Origin of the sequence: Achromobacter sp. LC458 (genome assembly GCF_001005835.2) — a bacterium.
Taxonomy (GTDB): domain Bacteria; phylum Pseudomonadota; class Gammaproteobacteria; order Burkholderiales; family Burkholderiaceae_B; genus Achromobacter; species Achromobacter spanius_B.
This window is the reverse complement of the sequence record NZ_LBHW02000004.1, coordinates 73,134-89,839: the sequence shown is the minus strand read 5'-3', so window position 1 is coordinate 89,839 and position 16,706 is coordinate 73,134. Positions and strand designations below refer to the sequence as shown.

The window sequence follows — 16,706 nt, the reverse complement described above, 5'->3', positions numbered from 1 at the left end:
TGGATGCCTGTACCAATGGCTATGCGCGGCGGGCGAAAAGGTTCGATTTATTTTTGACGGAATTTTTTTTCGATCTTTCTTCAATCTTTCTTCGATTTTTTTTCGAACCTTTTTCGATGCCGTGCGTAGCAAGAGGCAAGGGCACGGATTTTCCCGCTGCCAACCTTCCACACGGAGAACCTCACCATGTCCAACCCCACCGCCCTGGCCACCCTGTATCAAACCGTGGTCCAAGATGAACTGGGCCTGGTCGCCCGCATCGATGAAGACGGCGACGTGATGTTCCGCTATCCCGACCTGGGCACCATGTTCTTCAGCGTGAGCGACGCCGATCCGGAATTCCTGCGCCTGGTGTATCCCAGCTTTGTCGACGCCAATGAACTGGGCCTGACCCGCGAGCAACTGCTGGAAGTCATGAACGCGGTCACGCATCGCTGCAAGGCGGTCAAGCTCAGCCTGGGGCAGGACCGCGCCGACAAGGCCGGGCGCATCTCTGCCTCGGTGGAAGGCTTTGTGGCGGGGCCGGACTCGCTGCCGGCCGAAGCGCTGCTGCGCGGCATCGTGGCGCGCTGCGTCAGCGTCATCCGTCATGCGGCCGGCGAACTGGTCAAGGACGCGCTGGAACAGAAGCAAAGCGCCGCCAGCTAAGCCGCGCTGAGCCTGACTACCCGCCGGAATTGAAACAAGCCTGGCCCTGCCTTGTAACTTTGAGATACATTGCGGGGCCGGTTTCCCGACACCTTGATGATTTCGATGCACCCGTTCTTATTCCGTTCGTTGCCCCTGCGCCTGATAACCATGCTGTTGTTGCTGGGAGGGTTGAGCGCGTGCGCGGTCCAGACCAACTCGCGCGGCAAGCTGGTCTACGGTGTGGACACGGCGGCGTTGTTCGGCACCGAGATCGGCCAGTTCCCATTGCAGGACGGCGGCGAGGGCACGCTGCGGCGCGAAGGCAAGAACTTCTCGGTCAAGCTGTCCGGCAACCAGCGCGTGGTGCCCCTGAAAAACGTGGACTCGGCTCGCATCGCGCGCACCGAGAACGTCGGCCCGCGCACCGTCGTGGTCATCGAGACCCAACGGCGCAACTGCGACTATCGCTATACCGTGCTGGCCATCCAGGGGTCGGACGTGCTGTCCTGGGACCTGGGCAACTGCCGCGACCGGCCCGCCGTGCTGGTGCAAGACGACCGCGCCGCCCTGACGCTGGACTTCCCGAAGGGGTCCGGCATCGAACGCTTTGTTTATACGCAGGACGGCCGCATGCGCCGTGGCGACGTGAAGTCTGTTGCCGGTATGAACCCGCGCGCCAAACCCTTTGCCGACGAATCGCTGTACCCGGCGGGCTACCAGGAATCGCTGCGCCAGTACGGCGTCTATCCGCCGCCCGCCGCGCCCGCCAAGCCCAAGCCTGGCAGGGCACCCAAGGCGCCCAGGCCGGGCAAGTCCGCGCCAGCCGCCCCGCCGGATTCGGCCCCGACCACGGCGGTTGCCGCGCCCGGCAACGGCCGCATGGTGCCGCCGCCCGTGCAGCGCATGCCCGGCAGCGACACGGCCGCCGCCGCCAGCGCACCACCGCGTGGCGGGGCGTCGCGCGTGCCCGCCAAGCTGGACCTGCCCGACGAGGAAATCACCTCGACCCGAATCGACCTGAGAGATTGACGTGCGGCAAGCCCAGATTCGCCAAATCCTTATCCTGATCGCCCTGACCGTTGTCTACCTGAGCTTTGAACTGGGTTTCAACGCCCGCCTGCTGGACGTGGTGGGCAGCCGCGCCACGCCGCACGACATCGAAGAGCTGGAGTTCTTCGGCCGCACGCTGTCGGGCATCGCCGCCGCGCTGGTGGTGCTGCAACTGCTGTGGACGCGCCGCCTGCGAACGGGTGGTCAGCCGTCGTTCCTGAAGATCGTCGTGGCCTGCGCGGTGACCGCGCTGGTGGTGTTCGGCGCCATCAAGATGCTGGTGAACGTGCTGGTGGACACGCGCGATGCCGACTTTCGCCGCGTCGCCACCAACGCCGGTCTGCTCCAGCGGTCGTTGGTGCAGGGCGACCTGCATCTGGATGGCCTGGTGGACGATGGCGTCTATGCGCGGCCCGAGGGCAAGGCGTTCCTGGCCGTGTTCCAGGTGCTGCTGTCCAACATCGACAACCTGGACGAAAAGGTCGAGCCCAAGAAACGCCAGGTCATCCGCAGCGACCTGCAACGCCAGATGAAGACGTTTTCGTTCGACGGCCGCGACGTGCGCATGACGGCGCCGGGCATCCGCGGCTATCACCAGGTCTACACCAGCGTGATGCAGTCGGTGGCGGACCGCTGGAAGAAATATGCCGGCGTGCCGGTTGCGTCCGACATCGGGCTGGCGCGCGAGCAGGACCGCGCGTGGTCCGATTACCGCAATAGCCTGTCGCGGCGCGGCTGGACGCCGGAACGCGTGCCCGCCCGCTACCAGGGCCGCGTCACGCAAGATGTGCGCAAGCGCATCCCGGTGCCTGCCGATTGGCAGCCGCACGACCGCGCCACGTTCAACGAGGCGGTTGCCCAGCAGTATTGGAAGACCATGCGCAGCCGCACCGTGCATGTGGAAGGCGACGCCATTCCGCCCGGCCTGTCCTACGAGGATTTCGTGGCGCGACCCGGCGTGCAAAAGCTGCTGCGCCAGACGCTGATGGTGCCGGCCAGCATGAACGTGGCCGCCAACTACACCGATCCCGCCAGCTTCAAACGCTTGTACGACGGCATGCTGGACCGCGCCGTCGACGAGGCGATGCCACGCTTTTCCGCCAGCGCGTCTGACTTCCAGCGCGGCGGCCAGCATCAAAAGCTGGGCGAGGACGCCGCGCGCGCGGCGATCGTGCCGCCGGTTGCATTGCTGTGTTCGCTGCTGGGCGCGGTGGGCCACTTTGCCAAGCTGCTTTATCTGATCGCCAAGCTGCTTGTGTGGCTGCGCACACCCGCCGGCCAGCAGCCCGGGCGCACGGCAACGCGCGCCGCCGGCCTGGCCTTGGTGCTGACGCTGGTGTGTGTATGGACGGCGTTTTCGTTCATGCAGAACAGCGTGACCCAAAGCGAACTGTTCCAGCAGATGTCGCGCGCCGAGGTCGGCCGCGATGATGAATCGCTGGGGCAGGCGCTGCGCCGCCGCGTGCTGGCCAACGTGGCGCACGTGGTGGTGGTGGGCCAGGCGTACACCTATCCCTTCAACGAAGCGGTGCGCACCGGCTTGCTGGGCGGCATCAAGTATGGATATCACGGCGATGCAGGCTAAACGTTGGATGGCGGCGCTGCTTGCCGCCGCCATGCCCTGGTCGGGCGCCAGCGCCGCGTGCCTGGGCATGCAGGTGCACGCGCATCGCGGCGCGCCGACGTTGCCGGAGAATTCGCTGGCGTCCATTCGCGCGGCGTATGCGGGCCAGTGGGACGGCGTGGAAATCGACATGCAGCGCCTGAAGGATGGCCGCTGGGTGTTGCACCACGATGTGCTGACCGGCAGGTCGGTCACCGGCGTCGGACGCCGCGCCGTGCTGCAACTGAGCAGCGCGGATTGGCGAGGCGCCAAGCTGGCCGGGCAGGGCGGCGGGCAGCCGCCGCCGTTCCTGGACGACGCGCTGCAAGTGGCCGCCACGCAGCCGGCCAAGACCTTCAACGCCGAACTCAAGGTTGTCTACCGCGATTGCGCGCCGGTGGGCAAGCTGGTCGCCGGCATGAAGACCGCGCTGCCGCACGGCAACTGGATGATCACGTCGGCGTTTCCCGAGGCACTGCGATGCGTGCGCGGCACGGACCCCGATGGCTATCTGGGCCTGATCGTGTTCGACCCGCGCCACGCGGACGCCGTCAGCGCGAACCCGCTGGGCAAGTACGTATCGCAACGCGCCACCGCGCCCTCGCTTAACCGCCAGTGGCTGGCCAATCTTGCCAAAACGGTGGGCGCGCCTGTCGGTGTGCATGTGGACGCGATGACGCTGGCCGCCAACCCGCAATTGCTGCGTGACGCGGCGGCGCAATCGGTGCGCGTCTTTGTCTACGCGGTGGGCGGCGATGCGGCCTTGGCGCAGCAACTGCGCGCGACGCGGCAGCGCGAAGGCTACCTGCCGTCGGGCGTGATCATCGACGGCGACGCGCAGGCGTTCTGCCGCGCCGTCGGGGGTTGAAACGCCGGGGATTGGGCATACACTGAACGGCAAATTTTTCCGTTCACCGTCCGCAAGGAAACCCCATGCACGCCCGCGCGATTTCGTTCTTGTCCTGCCTGCTGCTGGCAGGCGCCGCCCACGCCGGCTCGGCGCCGGCCGAACTGTCTTGCGTATCCGATAGCGGCAAGGTCGCGATAAAGGGCACGATTCCGTCGCCGTCCTCCGAGGACCTGGACATCACGCTGAGCTACTTCGACGCCACCCTCGCCCTTAACGACACGACGACCCAGGGCAGCTATGTGGTGTCGGACTTTCCGCAGTCCGTGTTCCTGTTGCTGGTGCCTTCGCCAGGCACGGCGCTGACGCTTTACGCGCTGCCGTCCACCATGGCGGTGGAAAAGACCAGCGACAGCGGTGACATGGCGGGCAAGTTCCAGGCCAAGTTGAAGGCGCCCCGGCCGCGCTCGGCCACGGGGGCGCAGACCCCGGCGGCGCTGACGGCGACGCTGAACTGCGAATATCGGTATTCGCTGTAAAGCCACAGGATGGGCCTTCGAATGGTCCGTTCAATAGGCCACAGGCCATTTGAGGAGACAACTTTGAACACCACCCCGATCGCGGGCGAACCGCCGTTGTGCCTGGCCCCGCTGCCCGACATGGACGCCGCCACCTTCGACATCCCGCCCGGCGCCTGCGACACGCACGCGCACGTCGTCGCCCCGGACACCGCGGCCTACCCCTTGGTGCCCGAGCGCACCTACACGCCGCCGCCCGCGCCGGAATCGGCCTACCTGGCCATGCTGCAAAAAACCGGCATGTCGCGCGGCGTGCTGGTGCAGATCAGCGTCTACGGCACCGACAACCGCTACATGCTTGAGGTGCTGTCCCGCCACCCCGACACGTTGCGCGGCATTGGCGTCGTGTCGCCCGATGTCACCGACCACGAACTGGAAGCCATGCACGCGGCCGGCGTGCGCGGCCTGCGCATCAATGTGCTGTTTGGCGGCGGCATCGGCTTTGACGCCATGGAAACGCTGGCGCATCGCATTGCCGATCTGGGCTGGCACATGCAGTTCCTGATGGACGCGCGGCAATTGCCCGAGCTGCTGCCCCGCATGCGCAAGCTGCCGGTGCCCGGCGTGGTGGACCACATGGGGCACATGCCGGTGGCTGATGGCCTGGGCAGCCCCGGCTTCCAGGCGCTGGATCACCTGGTGCGGGACCACGGCTGGTGGGTGAAGCTGTCGGGCGCGTATCGCATCAGCGAACGCTTTGACGATTTCAGCGACGTGACGCCGTGGGCGCAGGCGCTGATCCAGGCCGCGCCCGACCGCATGCTGTGGGGCAGCGACTGGCCGCACGTGCACCAGACCCGCATGGTCAATACGGGACGCTTGCGCAACCAGCTGGCGCTGTGGGCGCCGGACCCCGACGTGCGCCATCGCATCCTGGTCAGCAACCCCGAACGCCTGTACGGGTTCGCCCCGACGCGATAGCCGCGCATCGCCAGAACAACAACACAAGAGACAAGCCATGCAATGGTATAGAGAGCTGAACAAGACCGAACGCCGCACCTTCATCGCCGCGTTCGGCGGGTGGGCCATCGACGCGCTGGACTTCATGGTGTTCACGTTTGTGATCGCCACCTTGATGACCCTGTGGGGCATCGACAAGGGCCAGGCGGGCATGTTGGGCACCGTGACGCTGCTGTTCTCCGCCATCGGCGGCTGGCTGGCCGGCATCCTGGCCGACCGCTACGGCCGCGTGCGCGTGCTGCAATACACGATCCTGTGGTTTTCGGCCTGCACGGTGGCCATCGGTTTTGCGCAAAACTTCGAGCAGTTGTTCGTGCTGCGCGCGTTGCAGGGCCTGGGCTTTGGCGGTGAATGGGCCGTGGGCTCGGTGCTGATGGGCGAAATCGTGCGCGCCGAACATCGCGGCAAGGCCGTGGGCACGGTGCAAAGCGGCTGGGCGGTGGGCTGGGGTGCGGCAGCAATCCTGTACACGGTCGCGTTCTCGGTGCTGCCCTCGGAATGGGCGTGGCGCAGCCTGTTCTGGATCGGCGTCCTGCCTGCGCTGCTGGTGCTGTACATCCGCAAGAACGTGCCGGAACCCGAGGTGTTCCAGCGCGCGCAGGCCAAGGTGCAAGCCGGCCAGGAGCGCGCCTCGTTCTGGACGATTTTCTCGCCGGCGCTGATCAAGACCACCGTCATCACCGCCATCCTGTGCACGGGCGTGCAGGGGGGCTATTACGCCATTACGACGTGGTTGCCCACCTACCTGAAAGTCGAGCGGCAATTGTCGGTGCTGAACACGGGCGGCTACCTCATGGTCATCATCCTGGGGTCGTTCTGCGGCTACATCGCCGGCGCCTATCTGGCCGACCGGCTGGGCCGACGCGCCAATCTGCTGATCTTCTCGGTGCTGTCCACCATCAGCGTCTACGCCTACACGCAGTTGCCGTTGACTGATCACCAGATGCTGTTCCTGGGCTTTCCGCTGGGCTTTGCCGCATCAGGCATTTTCAGCGGTATCGGCGCCTACCTGACCGAACTGTTCCCGTCCGGCGTGCGCGCATCGGGACAGGGGTTTGCGTACAACTTCGGGCGCGGCATCGGCGCTTTGTTTCCCAGCCTGGTTGGTTTTCTCAGCCAGACGCACGGGCTGGGTTGGGCCATTGGCGCCTTCGCCACCGGCGCTTATGCGGTGGTGATCGTGACGGCGCTGCTGCTGCCGGAAACCAAGGGGCGCGTGCTGGAATAAGCGCTACCCGGCAACACTCAAAACGCCGACAAGGCCCGGGCATCGTCCGGGCCTTTTCTCTTTCGCCTAGGGTTTACCCGGTAGGGTTTGCGATCGTAAATTTGTATGATGACCCGATAACTTATATTCATGAGACAAGTCATCATGCCGTCCTGGCCATCACCTTCCCATTGCGTTCCAGCGCCTGTCCGCCCCTGCTTTCCAGGGGTTTTTCATGACTGACGAAGCCCGCATCCGCGAAGAAATCTGCGTCGTCGGGGCCAGCCTTTACCAGCGCGGCTACACGGTCGGCGCCGCCGGCAACATCAGCGCGCGGCTGGACGACGGCTGGCTGATCACGCCCACCGACGCCTGCCTGGGCCGGCTTGACCCGGCCGAACTGGCCAAGGTCGACCTGGACGGCAACTGGGTGTCGGGCGCCAAGCCGTCCAAGACGCTGGTGCTGCACCAGGGCATCTATCGCGCCAGCCCCGAATCGCGCGGCATCATCCACACGCATTCCACGCATCTGGTCGCGCTGACGCTGGCCGGGGTCTGGAAAACCGACGAAGTGCTGCCGCCCATCACGCCCTATCAAGTGATGAAGGTGGGCCGCATTCCGCTGATCGCGTATCGCCGCCCCGGCGACCCGCAAGCCGCGGCCGAGGTCGAAGCCGTGGCCAGCCAGGTGCGCGGCGCGCTGTTCGAACGGCTGGGGCCGGTGGTGTGGGAACGCTCGGTGGCGCATGCCTCGTATGCGCTGGAAGAGCTGGAAGAAACCGCGCGCCTGTGGCTGATGAGCCAGCCGCGTCCCACGCCCTTGTCTGCCGACGCCATCGAAGAACTGCGCACAGCGTTCGGCGCGCGCATCTAAGCCCATCAACCGCAAATAAAGTCGCCTGGCCGCCTTGGCGCGGACCGGTGCGGCGCATTCTCCTGGAGACTTTTCATGCCCCCGATGGAACTGGCGTCCGGCGCCAACCCCGCTGCCGCTTCGGCATCCCAACCTGAATCCCGCGAAACCGCGCGCGCCTACGCCAAGGTGTTCTGGCGGCTCGTGCCGTTTCTGATGCTGTGCTATGTCATTGCCTACCTGGACCGCGTCAACGTCGGCTTTGCAAAGTTGCAGATGTCGCAAGACCTGGGCTTTAGCGAAACCGTGTTCGGGCTGGGCGCGGGCGTGTTCTTCATTGGCTACTTCCTGTTTGAAGTGCCCAGCAACCTGCTGATGCATCGCCTGGGCGCGCGCATCTGGATCGCGCGCATCATGATCACGTGGGGCATCCTGTCCGGCATGTTCATGTTTGTGGAAACGCCCACGGGCTTCTACATCCTGCGCTTCCTGCTGGGCCTGGCCGAAGCGGGCTTCTATCCCGGCGTGATCCTGTACCTGACCTACTGGTACCCGGCGCATCGCCGCGCCAAGATCATCGCGCTGTTCATGTCCGCCATCCCCGTGGCCGGCATCTTCGGCAACCCGCTGTCGGGCTGGATCATGGAAGCCTTTCACGGCACGCACGGCTTGCAGGGCTGGCAGTGGATGTTCCTGATTGAAGCCATTCCCGCCCTGCTGATCGGCGTGGTCACCATCATGTACCTGGACAACGGCATCGCCAGCGCCAAATGGCTGACGCCCGACGAAAAGCAGCTGCTGACGCGCGAGATCGAACAGGACCAGAAGCAGACCGGCACGCAAAAGCACTCGTTGCGCGCGGTGTTCGGCGACAAGCGCGTGTGGTGGATGTGCCTGATCTATTTCGCCTTCGTCGCGGGGCAATACGGCCTGACGTTCTGGATGCCCACGCTGATCAAGTCCACCGGCGTCACCGGGGCACTGAACATTGGCCTGCTGTCGGCCATTCCGTTTATCTGCGCCATCATCGTGATGAACCTGCTGGGCCATTCGGCGGACAAGCGTCGCGAACGCCGCTGGCACTTGATCGTGCCGGCGCTGGCGGGCGCCATCGGCTTTACCGCCGCCGCATCCTTTGCCGACAACACCGTGGTGTCGCTGATCTGCCTGTCGTTGGCCGCCGCCGGCGTGCTGACCTGCGCGCCGTTGTTCTGGTCGTTGCCCACTGCCTTCCTGTCGGGCACCGCGGCGGCGGCGGGCATTGCCATCGTCAACTCCGTGGGCAACCTGGCCGGGTTCGCCAGCCCCTACATGATCGGCTACCTGAAAGACCTGACGAACTCCACGGCGTCCGGCATGTACGTGCTGGCCGCCGTGCTGGTCATCGGCGCCATCGCGGTGTGGTTCACGCCCGCCAAGCTGGTCAATCGCTAAGGCGTTATTGCCGCGTAGATAAACGTTATTGAACAAAGGACTCGCCATGCCGCGCCTGGCCGCCAACCTGACCATGATGTACACCGAGCATCCGTTCCTGGATCGCTTTGCGGCCGCCGCAAGCGATGGTTTTCAAGGGGTGGAGTTTCTGTTTCCCTACGACTACGCCGCCGCCGATATCCAGGCGCGGTTGCGCGATTACGGCTTGACGCAGGCCTTGTTCAACGCGCCGCCGGGCGACTGGGCTGCGGGCGAGCGCGGCATTGCATCCTTGCCGGGGCGCGAAGATGAATTCCTGCGCGGTCTGGACCAGGCGCTGGAATATGCGGCGCAACTGGGCAACCGCAGCCTGCACGTCATGGCCGGGCTGATTCGACCGGAGCAGGACCGCGCGGCGCATCGCGAGGTGTACGTGAAGAACCTGGCCCACGCCGCGCGCATTGCGGCAACGGCCGGCATCACGGTCGTGATCGAACCCATCAACACGCGCGACATCCCTGGCTTCTTCCTGAACCGGCAAGACGACGCCCAAGCCATCTGCAAGGAAGTCGGCGCCGACAACCTGAAAGTGCAATTCGATTGCTATCACTGCCAGATCGTCGAAGGCGACATCGCCAAGAAGCTGGAGCGCGACATGGCCGGCATCGGCCACATCCAGATTGCCGGCGTGCCTGACCGCCACGAGCCCGACGTGGGCGAACTGAACTATCCCTACCTGTTCGACCGCATCGACGCGCTGGGCTATACGAGCTGGATCGGCTGCGAATACCGGCCCAAAGCGGGCACGCGCGCGGGCCTGGGCTGGGCGCAACCCTATCTTGCCCGGCGCTGAGTCGTACAAGGCTGCGTTGATCAACATCACGTTGCTTAGCACCGAATTGCACATCAACGAATTGCACATCACCGAATTGCAAACCACCGAGATCGCATCATGAAAATCCTGATCACCGGCGGCGCCGGATTCCTGGGCCAGCGGCTGGCTCGCAAACTGCTGGAGCAGGGCACGCTGACGCTGGACGCCAATGGCCCGCAAGCCATCACCCGCATCGACCTGCTGGACGTCGTCAAGACCGATGCGTTCGCTGACCCGCGCGTGCACTCGCAAGTCGGCGACATTGCCGACCCGGCCGTGCTGCGCCAGGCCATCGACACCGACACGCGCGCCGTCTTCCATCTGGCGGCCATCGTCAGCGGGCAGGCCGAGGCCGATTTCGACTTGGGAATGCGCATCAACCTGGACGCCTCGCGCGCCTTGCTGGAAGTGTGCCGCGCGCTGGGTCACCAACCGCGCGTCGTCTTTACCAGCTCGGTAGCCGTGTACGGCGGCGACTTGCCCGACACCGTGCGCGACGACACCGCGTTGAACCCGCAGTCGTCCTACGGCACGCAAAAGGCCATTGCCGAACTGCTGCTGGCCGACTACACGCGGCGTGGTTTTGTTGACGGGCGCGTGCTGCGTCTGCCCACCATCAGCGTGCGCCCGGGCCGCCCCAACGCCGCGGCATCTTCCTTTGCCAGCGGCATCATCCGCGAACCACTTAACGGCGAAACCGCCGTCTGCCCCGTGGGCGCCGACACACGTCTGTGGCTGTTGTCGCCGCGTGCCGCCATCCAGGCCTTGATCGCCGGGTGCGAGCTTTCGCCTGACGCCGTGTCCGACCGCGCGCCCATCAACCTGCCGGGCGTGTCCGTCACGGTGGCCGACATGGAACAAGCGCTGCGCGAGGTCGCGGGCGATGACGTCGCCGACCGCATCACGTGGCGCCCGGACGAACGCGTCGAACGCATCGTGGGCAGCTGGCCCGGCCGCTGGGACACCACGCGCGCCAGCCGCCTGGGCTTGAAGGGCGACAACAGCTTTGCCGACATCGTCCGCGCCTACGTGGCCGACGACTTGCCGCGTTGATACGCGGCGCCATTCTTACGACATTCCGGACGAACCCGCCATGAGCCTTCCGCAATCCACTCCCCGCCGCGTCGGCGTCATCGGCCTGGGCGCCATGGGCGCGGGCATCGCCCAAAGCCTGCGCCGCGCCGGCCACGATGTGCACGTGTACGACATCCGTTCCGAAGCGGCCGCAGCCTTTGCCGCTGATGGCGGCGTGGCCTGCGCCACGTTGGCCGACATGGCAGCCGCCTGCGACATCATCATCAGCGTGGTGGTCAACGCCGCGCAAACCGAATCGGTGCTGTATGGCGACGGTGGCATCGCCACCGCCTTGCGGCCCGGCGCCGTGTTCGTGATGTGTTCCACCGTGGACCCCAACTGGTCCATCGCGCTGGAAGCGCGCCTGGCCGAGCAGGGCGTCCTGTACCTGGACGCGCCGATTTCCGGTGGCGCCGCCAAGGCCGCCGCCGGCCAGATGACGATGATGACGGCAGGCGCCAACGCCGCCTACGACGCCTGCGGCGCGGTGCTGGAATCCATGGCCGGCAAGGTCTATCGGCTGGGCGACCGCGCGGGCGCGGGCAGCAAGGTCAAGATCATCAACCAGTTGCTGGCCGGCGTGCACATCGCGGCGGCGGCAGAAGCGATGGCGCTGGGTCTGCGCGAAGGCGTGGACGCCGATGCGCTGTACGAGGTCATCACGCATAGCGCGGGCAACAGCTGGATGTTCGAGAACCGCATGCCGCATGTACTGGCCGGCGACTACACGCCTTTGTCGGCCGTGGACATCTTCGTGAAGGACCTGGGCCTGGTGCTGGACACCGCGCGGCACAGCAAGTTTCCGCTGCCGCTGGCCTCCACCGCGCATCAGATGTTCATGCAGGCGTCCACCGCCGGGCATGGCCGCGAGGACGACAGCGCCGTCATCAAGATTTTTCCGGGCATCACCTTGCCGGAGGCAACATGAGTATCAACATCAAGCTTGGCTGCATCGCCGACGACTTCACGGGCGCCACCGACCTGGCCAACAACCTGGTGCGCGCCGGCATGCGCACCGTGCAGACCATCGGCGTGCCGGGTGAGCCCTTACGCGCCGATGCGGACGCCGTGGTCGTGGCGTTGAAAACCCGCACGCTGCCGGCTGATGAGGCCGTGGCGCAATCGCTGGCCGCGCTGCGCTGGTTGCAGCAGCAGGGCGCCCAGCAGATCTATTTCAAGTACTGCTCTACGTTCGACAGCACGCCGCAGGGCAACATCGGCCCGGTCACGGACGCGCTGATGACGCAGCTGGGCACGCCGTTCACCATCGCCACGCCCGCGTTTCCCGACAACAAGCGCACCGTCTTCAAGGGCTATCTGTTCGCGGGCGACGTGCTGCTGAACGAATCGGGCATGCAGCATCATCCGCTGACGCCGATGACCGACCCCAACCTCGCGCGCGTGTTGCAGGCGCAAACCTCGCGCAAGGTCGGGCTGATCGATTACAGCGTGGTGGCGGCGGGCGCGGATGCCATCCGCGCGCGCATCCAGGCCTTGCAGCAAGAGGGCGTTGAGATCGCCATCGTGGATGCCGTGTCCAACGACGACCTGCTGACCCTGGGGCCCGCGCTGCGCGACATGCCGCTGGTGACGGCAGGCTCTGGCGTGGCCATCGGCCTGCCCGGAAACTGGGGCCTGGCGCCCAGTACCGTGGCCGTTGACGTGCGCGCGCCCGGCTTGCAAGCCGTGGTGGCGGGCAGCTGCTCTACCGCCACCAATGCGCAGGTAGCCGCGTTCATTGAAAGCGGGCGGCCCGCGATGGCGTTGGATCCAATGAAGCTGGCATCGGGCGAAGACGTGGTGGAGCAGGTGCTGGCATGGGCCGCGCCGCGCATGCAGGACGGCCCGGTGCTGGTGTATTCCACCGCGCAACCGGATGCGGTGAAAGCCGCGCAAGGCGCGCTGGGCGTGGCGCGCGCGGGCGAGATGATCGAGGCGGCCATTGCGCGCATCGCGGTTGGCCTGGTGGAGCGCGGCGTGCGCCAACTGATCGTCGCGGGCGGTGAAACCTCCGGCGCCGTGGTCCAGGCGCTGGGGCTTGCGCAGATCACCATCGGCACGCAGATCGACCCGGGCGTGCCGTGGTGCGCCGGTCATTCGCCCGTGGCGAATGAAGACGTCAGCATCGCGCTGAAGTCAGGCAACTTTGGATCGCGCGACTTCTTCATCAAGGCGTTTCGCTGACGCCGATTCAGCCATACACACAAGCAGGAGGGCAGGCAGTGGCCAGCAAACAGAACAACGCGCTGAAAGGCGGCTTGAAATCACGGCACCTGACGATGATGTCCATCGCCGGGGTCATCGGGGCGGCGCTGTTCGTCGGCTCGGGCAAGCAGATCGCGCTGGCCGGCCCCGCCGTCATCCTGGCGTACCTGGGCGGCGGCATCCTGGTCATCCTGGCGATGCGCATGCTGGGGGAAATGGCCGTGGCGCAGCCGGACACCGGCTCGTTTTCGACCTACGCCGACCGCGCCATCGGGCGCTGGGCAGGCTTCACCATCGGCTGGTTGTATTGGTATTTCTGGGCGTTCCTGATGGGCTGGGAAGCTTACGTCGCCGGGCAGATCCTGCATGGCTGGTTTCCGCAGGTGCCGGATTGGGGCTACGCGCTTTTCATCACGGTGTCGCTCATCATCGTCAACTTCATGAACGTGCGGAACTACGGTGAATTCGAGTTCTGGTTCGCGCTGATCAAGGTGATTGCCATCGTGGCGTTCCTGGTGATCGGCAGCCTGGCGGTGGTGCACCTGTGGCCCTGGGGCGAGGCGCGCGGCGTGTCGCAACTGACGGCGCAGGGCTTCATGCCCAATGGCATCAAGTCGGTGGTGGTGGCCATGCTGGGCGTGATGTTCGCGTTCATCGGCGCGGAAATCGTGACGGTGGCCGCCGCCGAATCCGCCGACCCCGCGCGCGAGATCATCAAGACCACGCGCTCGGTGGTGTGGCGGATCTGCCTGTTCTATGTCGGCTCGATCTTCATCATCGTGTGCCTGGTGCCGTACAACGACCCGCTGCTGTCGCAGCCCACGCACGGCAGCTACAACGTGGCGCTGAGCCGGCTGGGCGTGCCGCATGCGCAGGCCATCGTCAACTTCATCGTGTTGACCTCGGTGTGCAGCTGCTTCAATTCGGCCTTGTATACCGCGTCGCGCATGCTGTATTCGCTGTCGCGTCGCGGTGATGCGCACCGCATCATGCAGGTGACTGGCCGGCGCACCGGCACGCCTTATGTCGGCGTACTGGTGTCCAGCGTGTTCGCCTTCGTGGCGATCTGGATGATGGCGACGTCCAAGATGGATTTGTACGACGTGCTGATGCAGGCCACCGGCACCATCGCGCTGTTCGTGTACCTGGCGATTGCGCTGTCGCAGCTGCGCATGCGCTATCGCTTGCAGGCGCAAGGCGTGGAACTGACGTTCAAGATGTGGCTGTTTCCGTGGCTGACCTATGCCGTCATCGTGTGCATCATCGCCGCGCTGATCACCATGGTGGTCGAAGGCACATACCGCAACGAAGTGGCCTATACGTCGTTGCTGGCGGGCGTGATTGTTGCGATGGGGCTGGTGGCGCAGCGCTTTGGCATCGGCACCGGCGGGCGCCGCTTGCAGGTCAGCGGTGCGCCCGGCTAAGGCGCTTGGCCGCGTTGACCATGTGGATGCGCGCGGCTTCGCGCGCGCCTTCCACGTCTTGCCGGCGGATGGCCTCGACGATGGCGACGTGCTCTTGCAGCACGTCGCGCATCAGGTCGGCGTGGCGTGCTTCGTTGCCGCGCGTGACGCGCGTGGCGGCTTCCAGAAACTGGCTGACAAAGGCCAGCGTGGTCAGAAAATACGGGTTGCCCGTGGCGCGCGCGATGCTGCGATGAAAGGCCACGTCTTCCTTGACGCCGTCGCCGCCGTCCGCCACCGCCTGCGAAATGGCGGCCAGCGCGTTGTCGATATCCGCCATGTCGCGCTTCTTGCGCATGGCTGCGGCCTGCGCCGCGATTTCGGTTTCCAGCGCGCGCCGCAGATCCACGATGTGCAGCACCGCGTCCAGTGAGGTGAGTTCCGTCGCATCGATCCGCAGCGCCCGATTACCCGTCAGGCCGGTAACGAAGACGCCGCTGCCTTGCCGCGCTTCCACAATACCGTCCTGCCGCAGGCGCGACACCGCTTCGCGGATGACGGTGCGGCTGACGCCGAACTGCTCGGCCAGCGCCGCTTCGGTAGGCAGTTTTTCGCCCGGCGGCACGCGGCCTTCGTCGATTTCGGCGAGCAGGCGCTTGGTGACCGTGTCGGTCAGCGTGGGCTGGGAAGGAAGGCGGGGGAACACCATGGGTATCAAGGGCAGGAGTAAGGCGGGTGCGGGGCAACGACGCCGGTCGCGGATGGCGATGTCGGACGTCTGTCGCGTGTTGACGCTGACGTTGATGTTGACTTTGACGTTGACAGCAGCGCGTGGCGAGGCCCGGCGGCAATGATAACCGGTAGACCGGCGCTACCGACGCTATCGGCGGGGTGGGCGGTGCTGGGCGTGGGCCTCGTGCAGGCAGTCGATGAAGCAGCGCGCGGCGGGCGTGGGCGGCGAGTCGGCGCGCGTCAGGATCGACACCCGCGCGGCTGGCAGTTCGTGCAACAGCGGCACCATGCGCACGTCGCGCGGCAGCAGCCGGTGGTCGAACAGATTACGCACGAAGATGCCCAGCGCGTCGCTGTCGGCGATGATGGCCAGGGCCACCGCGATGGACTGGCACGGAATCACATCGCGCGGCGCAGGCAGTTGTTGCGTTGCGAAAGCCAGCCGCAGCAGGTTGGCCGGCGCCTGGATGTTGCCGGGCAGCAGCCACAGGGCCTCGTGCAGATCGGCCAGGGTGCGGGCGTGGCGCAGCGGATGCCCGGCTCGTGCGCCCACCGCCAGCGGCAGCGTGAACAGTGTCGTGCGGGCAAAGCCGTCGTCGATGTCGCCGTCGTATTCCGTTTGCACCAGAAAGTCGTAGCGGCCCGATTCCAGTTGTTCGTGGCTGAAGGGCGGCGCCACTTCGTTGAACGCCACCGATACGCGCGGCATGCGCGCCCGGAAGGCCGACAGCGCGGCGGGCAGCACCGTCAGCGCGGCCGAACTGATGGCCAGGTTCAAGCTGCCGCCTTCGCCGTCGCGCATCTGCCCGATCTCTTCCTGCGCGCGCCGCGCTTCTTGCAGGATCACCACGGCGCGCTTGTACAGCGCGTCGCCGTACGGGGTCAGTTCAACGCCGCGCGCGCTGCGGCGCACCAGTTCGGCGCCCACGCTTTGTTCAAGCTCGCGCAGGCTGCGGGTGGCGGCGGGCTGCGTCACGAACAGGGCGCGCGCCGCCGCGCGGATGCTGCCGTGCTCGGCGATCAGGACAAAGGCGCGCAATTGGCGAAGATTCATGGCGTGGGGATGGCGGGTGGAGAAAGTGGTGACGGGGCTGGGGTGGGCGGGGGTATAACAAAAAGCTTTCACTGGAACAAAAATACTGTCTTTTCCTTATCGTCCGCCATCCGTATATTCACGCGGACGGGGCAGGCAAAGCGACCGGGACATGACGCCCGGCGGCCATCAGCCCAACACGGCGCGGTCAATGCGTGACGCGCGCCGCGTGACGCGGACCATC

General features: G+C 65.9%; 16 protein-coding genes. 14 read left to right on the top strand and 2 right to left on the bottom strand.

Features of this window, described 5'->3' with window-relative positions; translation table 11 throughout:
- The first annotated feature begins 186 nt into the window (after positions 1 to 186).
- From YH64_RS05000 to YH64_RS04935, 14 genes are all read left to right on the top strand, one after another.
- On the top strand, positions 187 to 648 hold the full coding sequence (locus YH64_RS05000) for a hypothetical protein (RefSeq protein ID WP_046803199.1): 462 nt from the start codon (positions 187 to 189) through the stop codon (positions 646 to 648).
- A gap of 105 nt (positions 649 to 753) precedes the next feature.
- Positions 754 to 1,659 (top strand): hypothetical protein, encoded by a 906-nt coding sequence (locus YH64_RS04995; RefSeq protein ID WP_046803347.1) that lies wholly within the window; start codon positions 754 to 756, stop codon positions 1,657 to 1,659.
- Position 1,660: 1 nt separating this feature from the next.
- Positions 1,661 to 3,265, top strand: coding sequence for a hypothetical protein (locus YH64_RS04990; protein WP_046803200.1), 1,605 nt, complete (start codon positions 1,661 to 1,663; stop codon positions 3,263 to 3,265).
- Positions 3,255 to 4,151 (top strand): glycerophosphodiester phosphodiesterase, encoded by an 897-nt coding sequence (locus YH64_RS04985; RefSeq protein ID WP_223264759.1) that lies wholly within the window; start codon positions 3,255 to 3,257, stop codon positions 4,149 to 4,151. Before YH64_RS04990 ends, YH64_RS04985 begins: the two co-directional genes overlap by 11 nt.
- Positions 4,152 to 4,216: 65 nt before the next feature.
- Positions 4,217 to 4,669: a hypothetical protein gene (locus tag YH64_RS04980; RefSeq protein ID WP_046803202.1), complete on the top strand. Its 453-nt coding sequence runs from the start codon at positions 4,217 to 4,219 to the stop codon at positions 4,667 to 4,669.
- 63 nt (positions 4,670 to 4,732) lie between these two features.
- Positions 4,733 to 5,629: an amidohydrolase gene (locus YH64_RS04975; RefSeq protein ID WP_370512723.1), complete on the top strand. Its 897-nt coding sequence runs from the start codon at positions 4,733 to 4,735 to the stop codon at positions 5,627 to 5,629.
- A 37-nt stretch (positions 5,630 to 5,666) separates the two neighbouring features.
- The gene (locus YH64_RS04970; protein ID WP_046803203.1) at positions 5,667 to 6,896 is read left to right on the top strand and encodes an MFS transporter; all 1,230 of its coding nucleotides are present in this window, start codon (positions 5,667 to 5,669) and stop codon (positions 6,894 to 6,896) included.
- A 214-nt stretch (positions 6,897 to 7,110) separates the two neighbouring features.
- Positions 7,111 to 7,749, top strand: a complete 639-nt coding sequence (locus YH64_RS04965; RefSeq protein WP_046803204.1) for an aldolase — start codon at positions 7,111 to 7,113, stop codon at positions 7,747 to 7,749.
- Between the two features lie 75 nt (positions 7,750 to 7,824).
- The gene (locus YH64_RS04960) at positions 7,825 to 9,162 is read left to right on the top strand and encodes an MFS transporter (RefSeq protein WP_046803205.1); all 1,338 of its coding nucleotides are present in this window, start codon (positions 7,825 to 7,827) and stop codon (positions 9,160 to 9,162) included.
- 46 nt (positions 9,163 to 9,208) lie between these two features.
- Positions 9,209 to 9,994 carry a 2-oxo-tetronate isomerase gene (gene otnI, locus YH64_RS04955; RefSeq protein ID WP_046803206.1) on the top strand — a complete coding sequence of 262 codons (786 nt, stop codon included), beginning with the start codon at positions 9,209 to 9,211 and terminating at the stop codon, positions 9,992 to 9,994.
- A 99-nt stretch (positions 9,995 to 10,093) separates the two neighbouring features.
- Positions 10,094 to 11,068, top strand: coding sequence for a D-erythronate dehydrogenase (denD, locus tag YH64_RS04950; protein ID WP_046803207.1), 975 nt, complete (start codon positions 10,094 to 10,096; stop codon positions 11,066 to 11,068).
- Between the two features lie 22 nt (positions 11,069 to 11,090).
- Positions 11,091 to 12,017: an L-threonate dehydrogenase gene (ltnD, locus tag YH64_RS04945; protein ID WP_255444167.1), complete on the top strand. Its 927-nt coding sequence runs from the start codon at positions 11,091 to 11,093 to the stop codon at positions 12,015 to 12,017.
- The gene (gene otnK, locus YH64_RS04940; RefSeq protein WP_046803209.1) at positions 12,014 to 13,273 is read left to right on the top strand and encodes a 3-oxo-tetronate kinase; all 1,260 of its coding nucleotides are present in this window, start codon (positions 12,014 to 12,016) and stop codon (positions 13,271 to 13,273) included. Before ltnD ends, otnK begins: the two co-directional genes overlap by 4 nt.
- 95 nt (positions 13,274 to 13,368) lie before the next feature.
- Positions 13,369 to 14,718, top strand: a complete 1,350-nt coding sequence (locus tag YH64_RS04935) for an amino acid permease (protein WP_370512726.1) — start codon at positions 13,369 to 13,371, stop codon at positions 14,716 to 14,718.
- On the opposite strand, the gene YH64_RS04930 is transcribed toward YH64_RS04935, so the two are convergent.
- On the bottom strand, positions 14,699 to 15,406 hold the full coding sequence (locus tag YH64_RS04930) for a FadR/GntR family transcriptional regulator (RefSeq protein WP_046803211.1): 708 nt from the start codon (positions 15,404 to 15,406) through the stop codon (positions 14,699 to 14,701). The two genes, YH64_RS04935 and YH64_RS04930, sit on opposite strands and share 20 nt — an antisense overlap.
- Positions 15,407 to 15,577: 171 nt before the next feature.
- A complete protein-coding gene (locus YH64_RS04925; protein ID WP_046803212.1) occupies positions 15,578 to 16,483 on the bottom strand; it encodes a LysR substrate-binding domain-containing protein in 906 nt (301 codons plus the stop codon).
- Between the last annotated feature and the right edge of the window lie 223 nt (positions 16,484 to 16,706).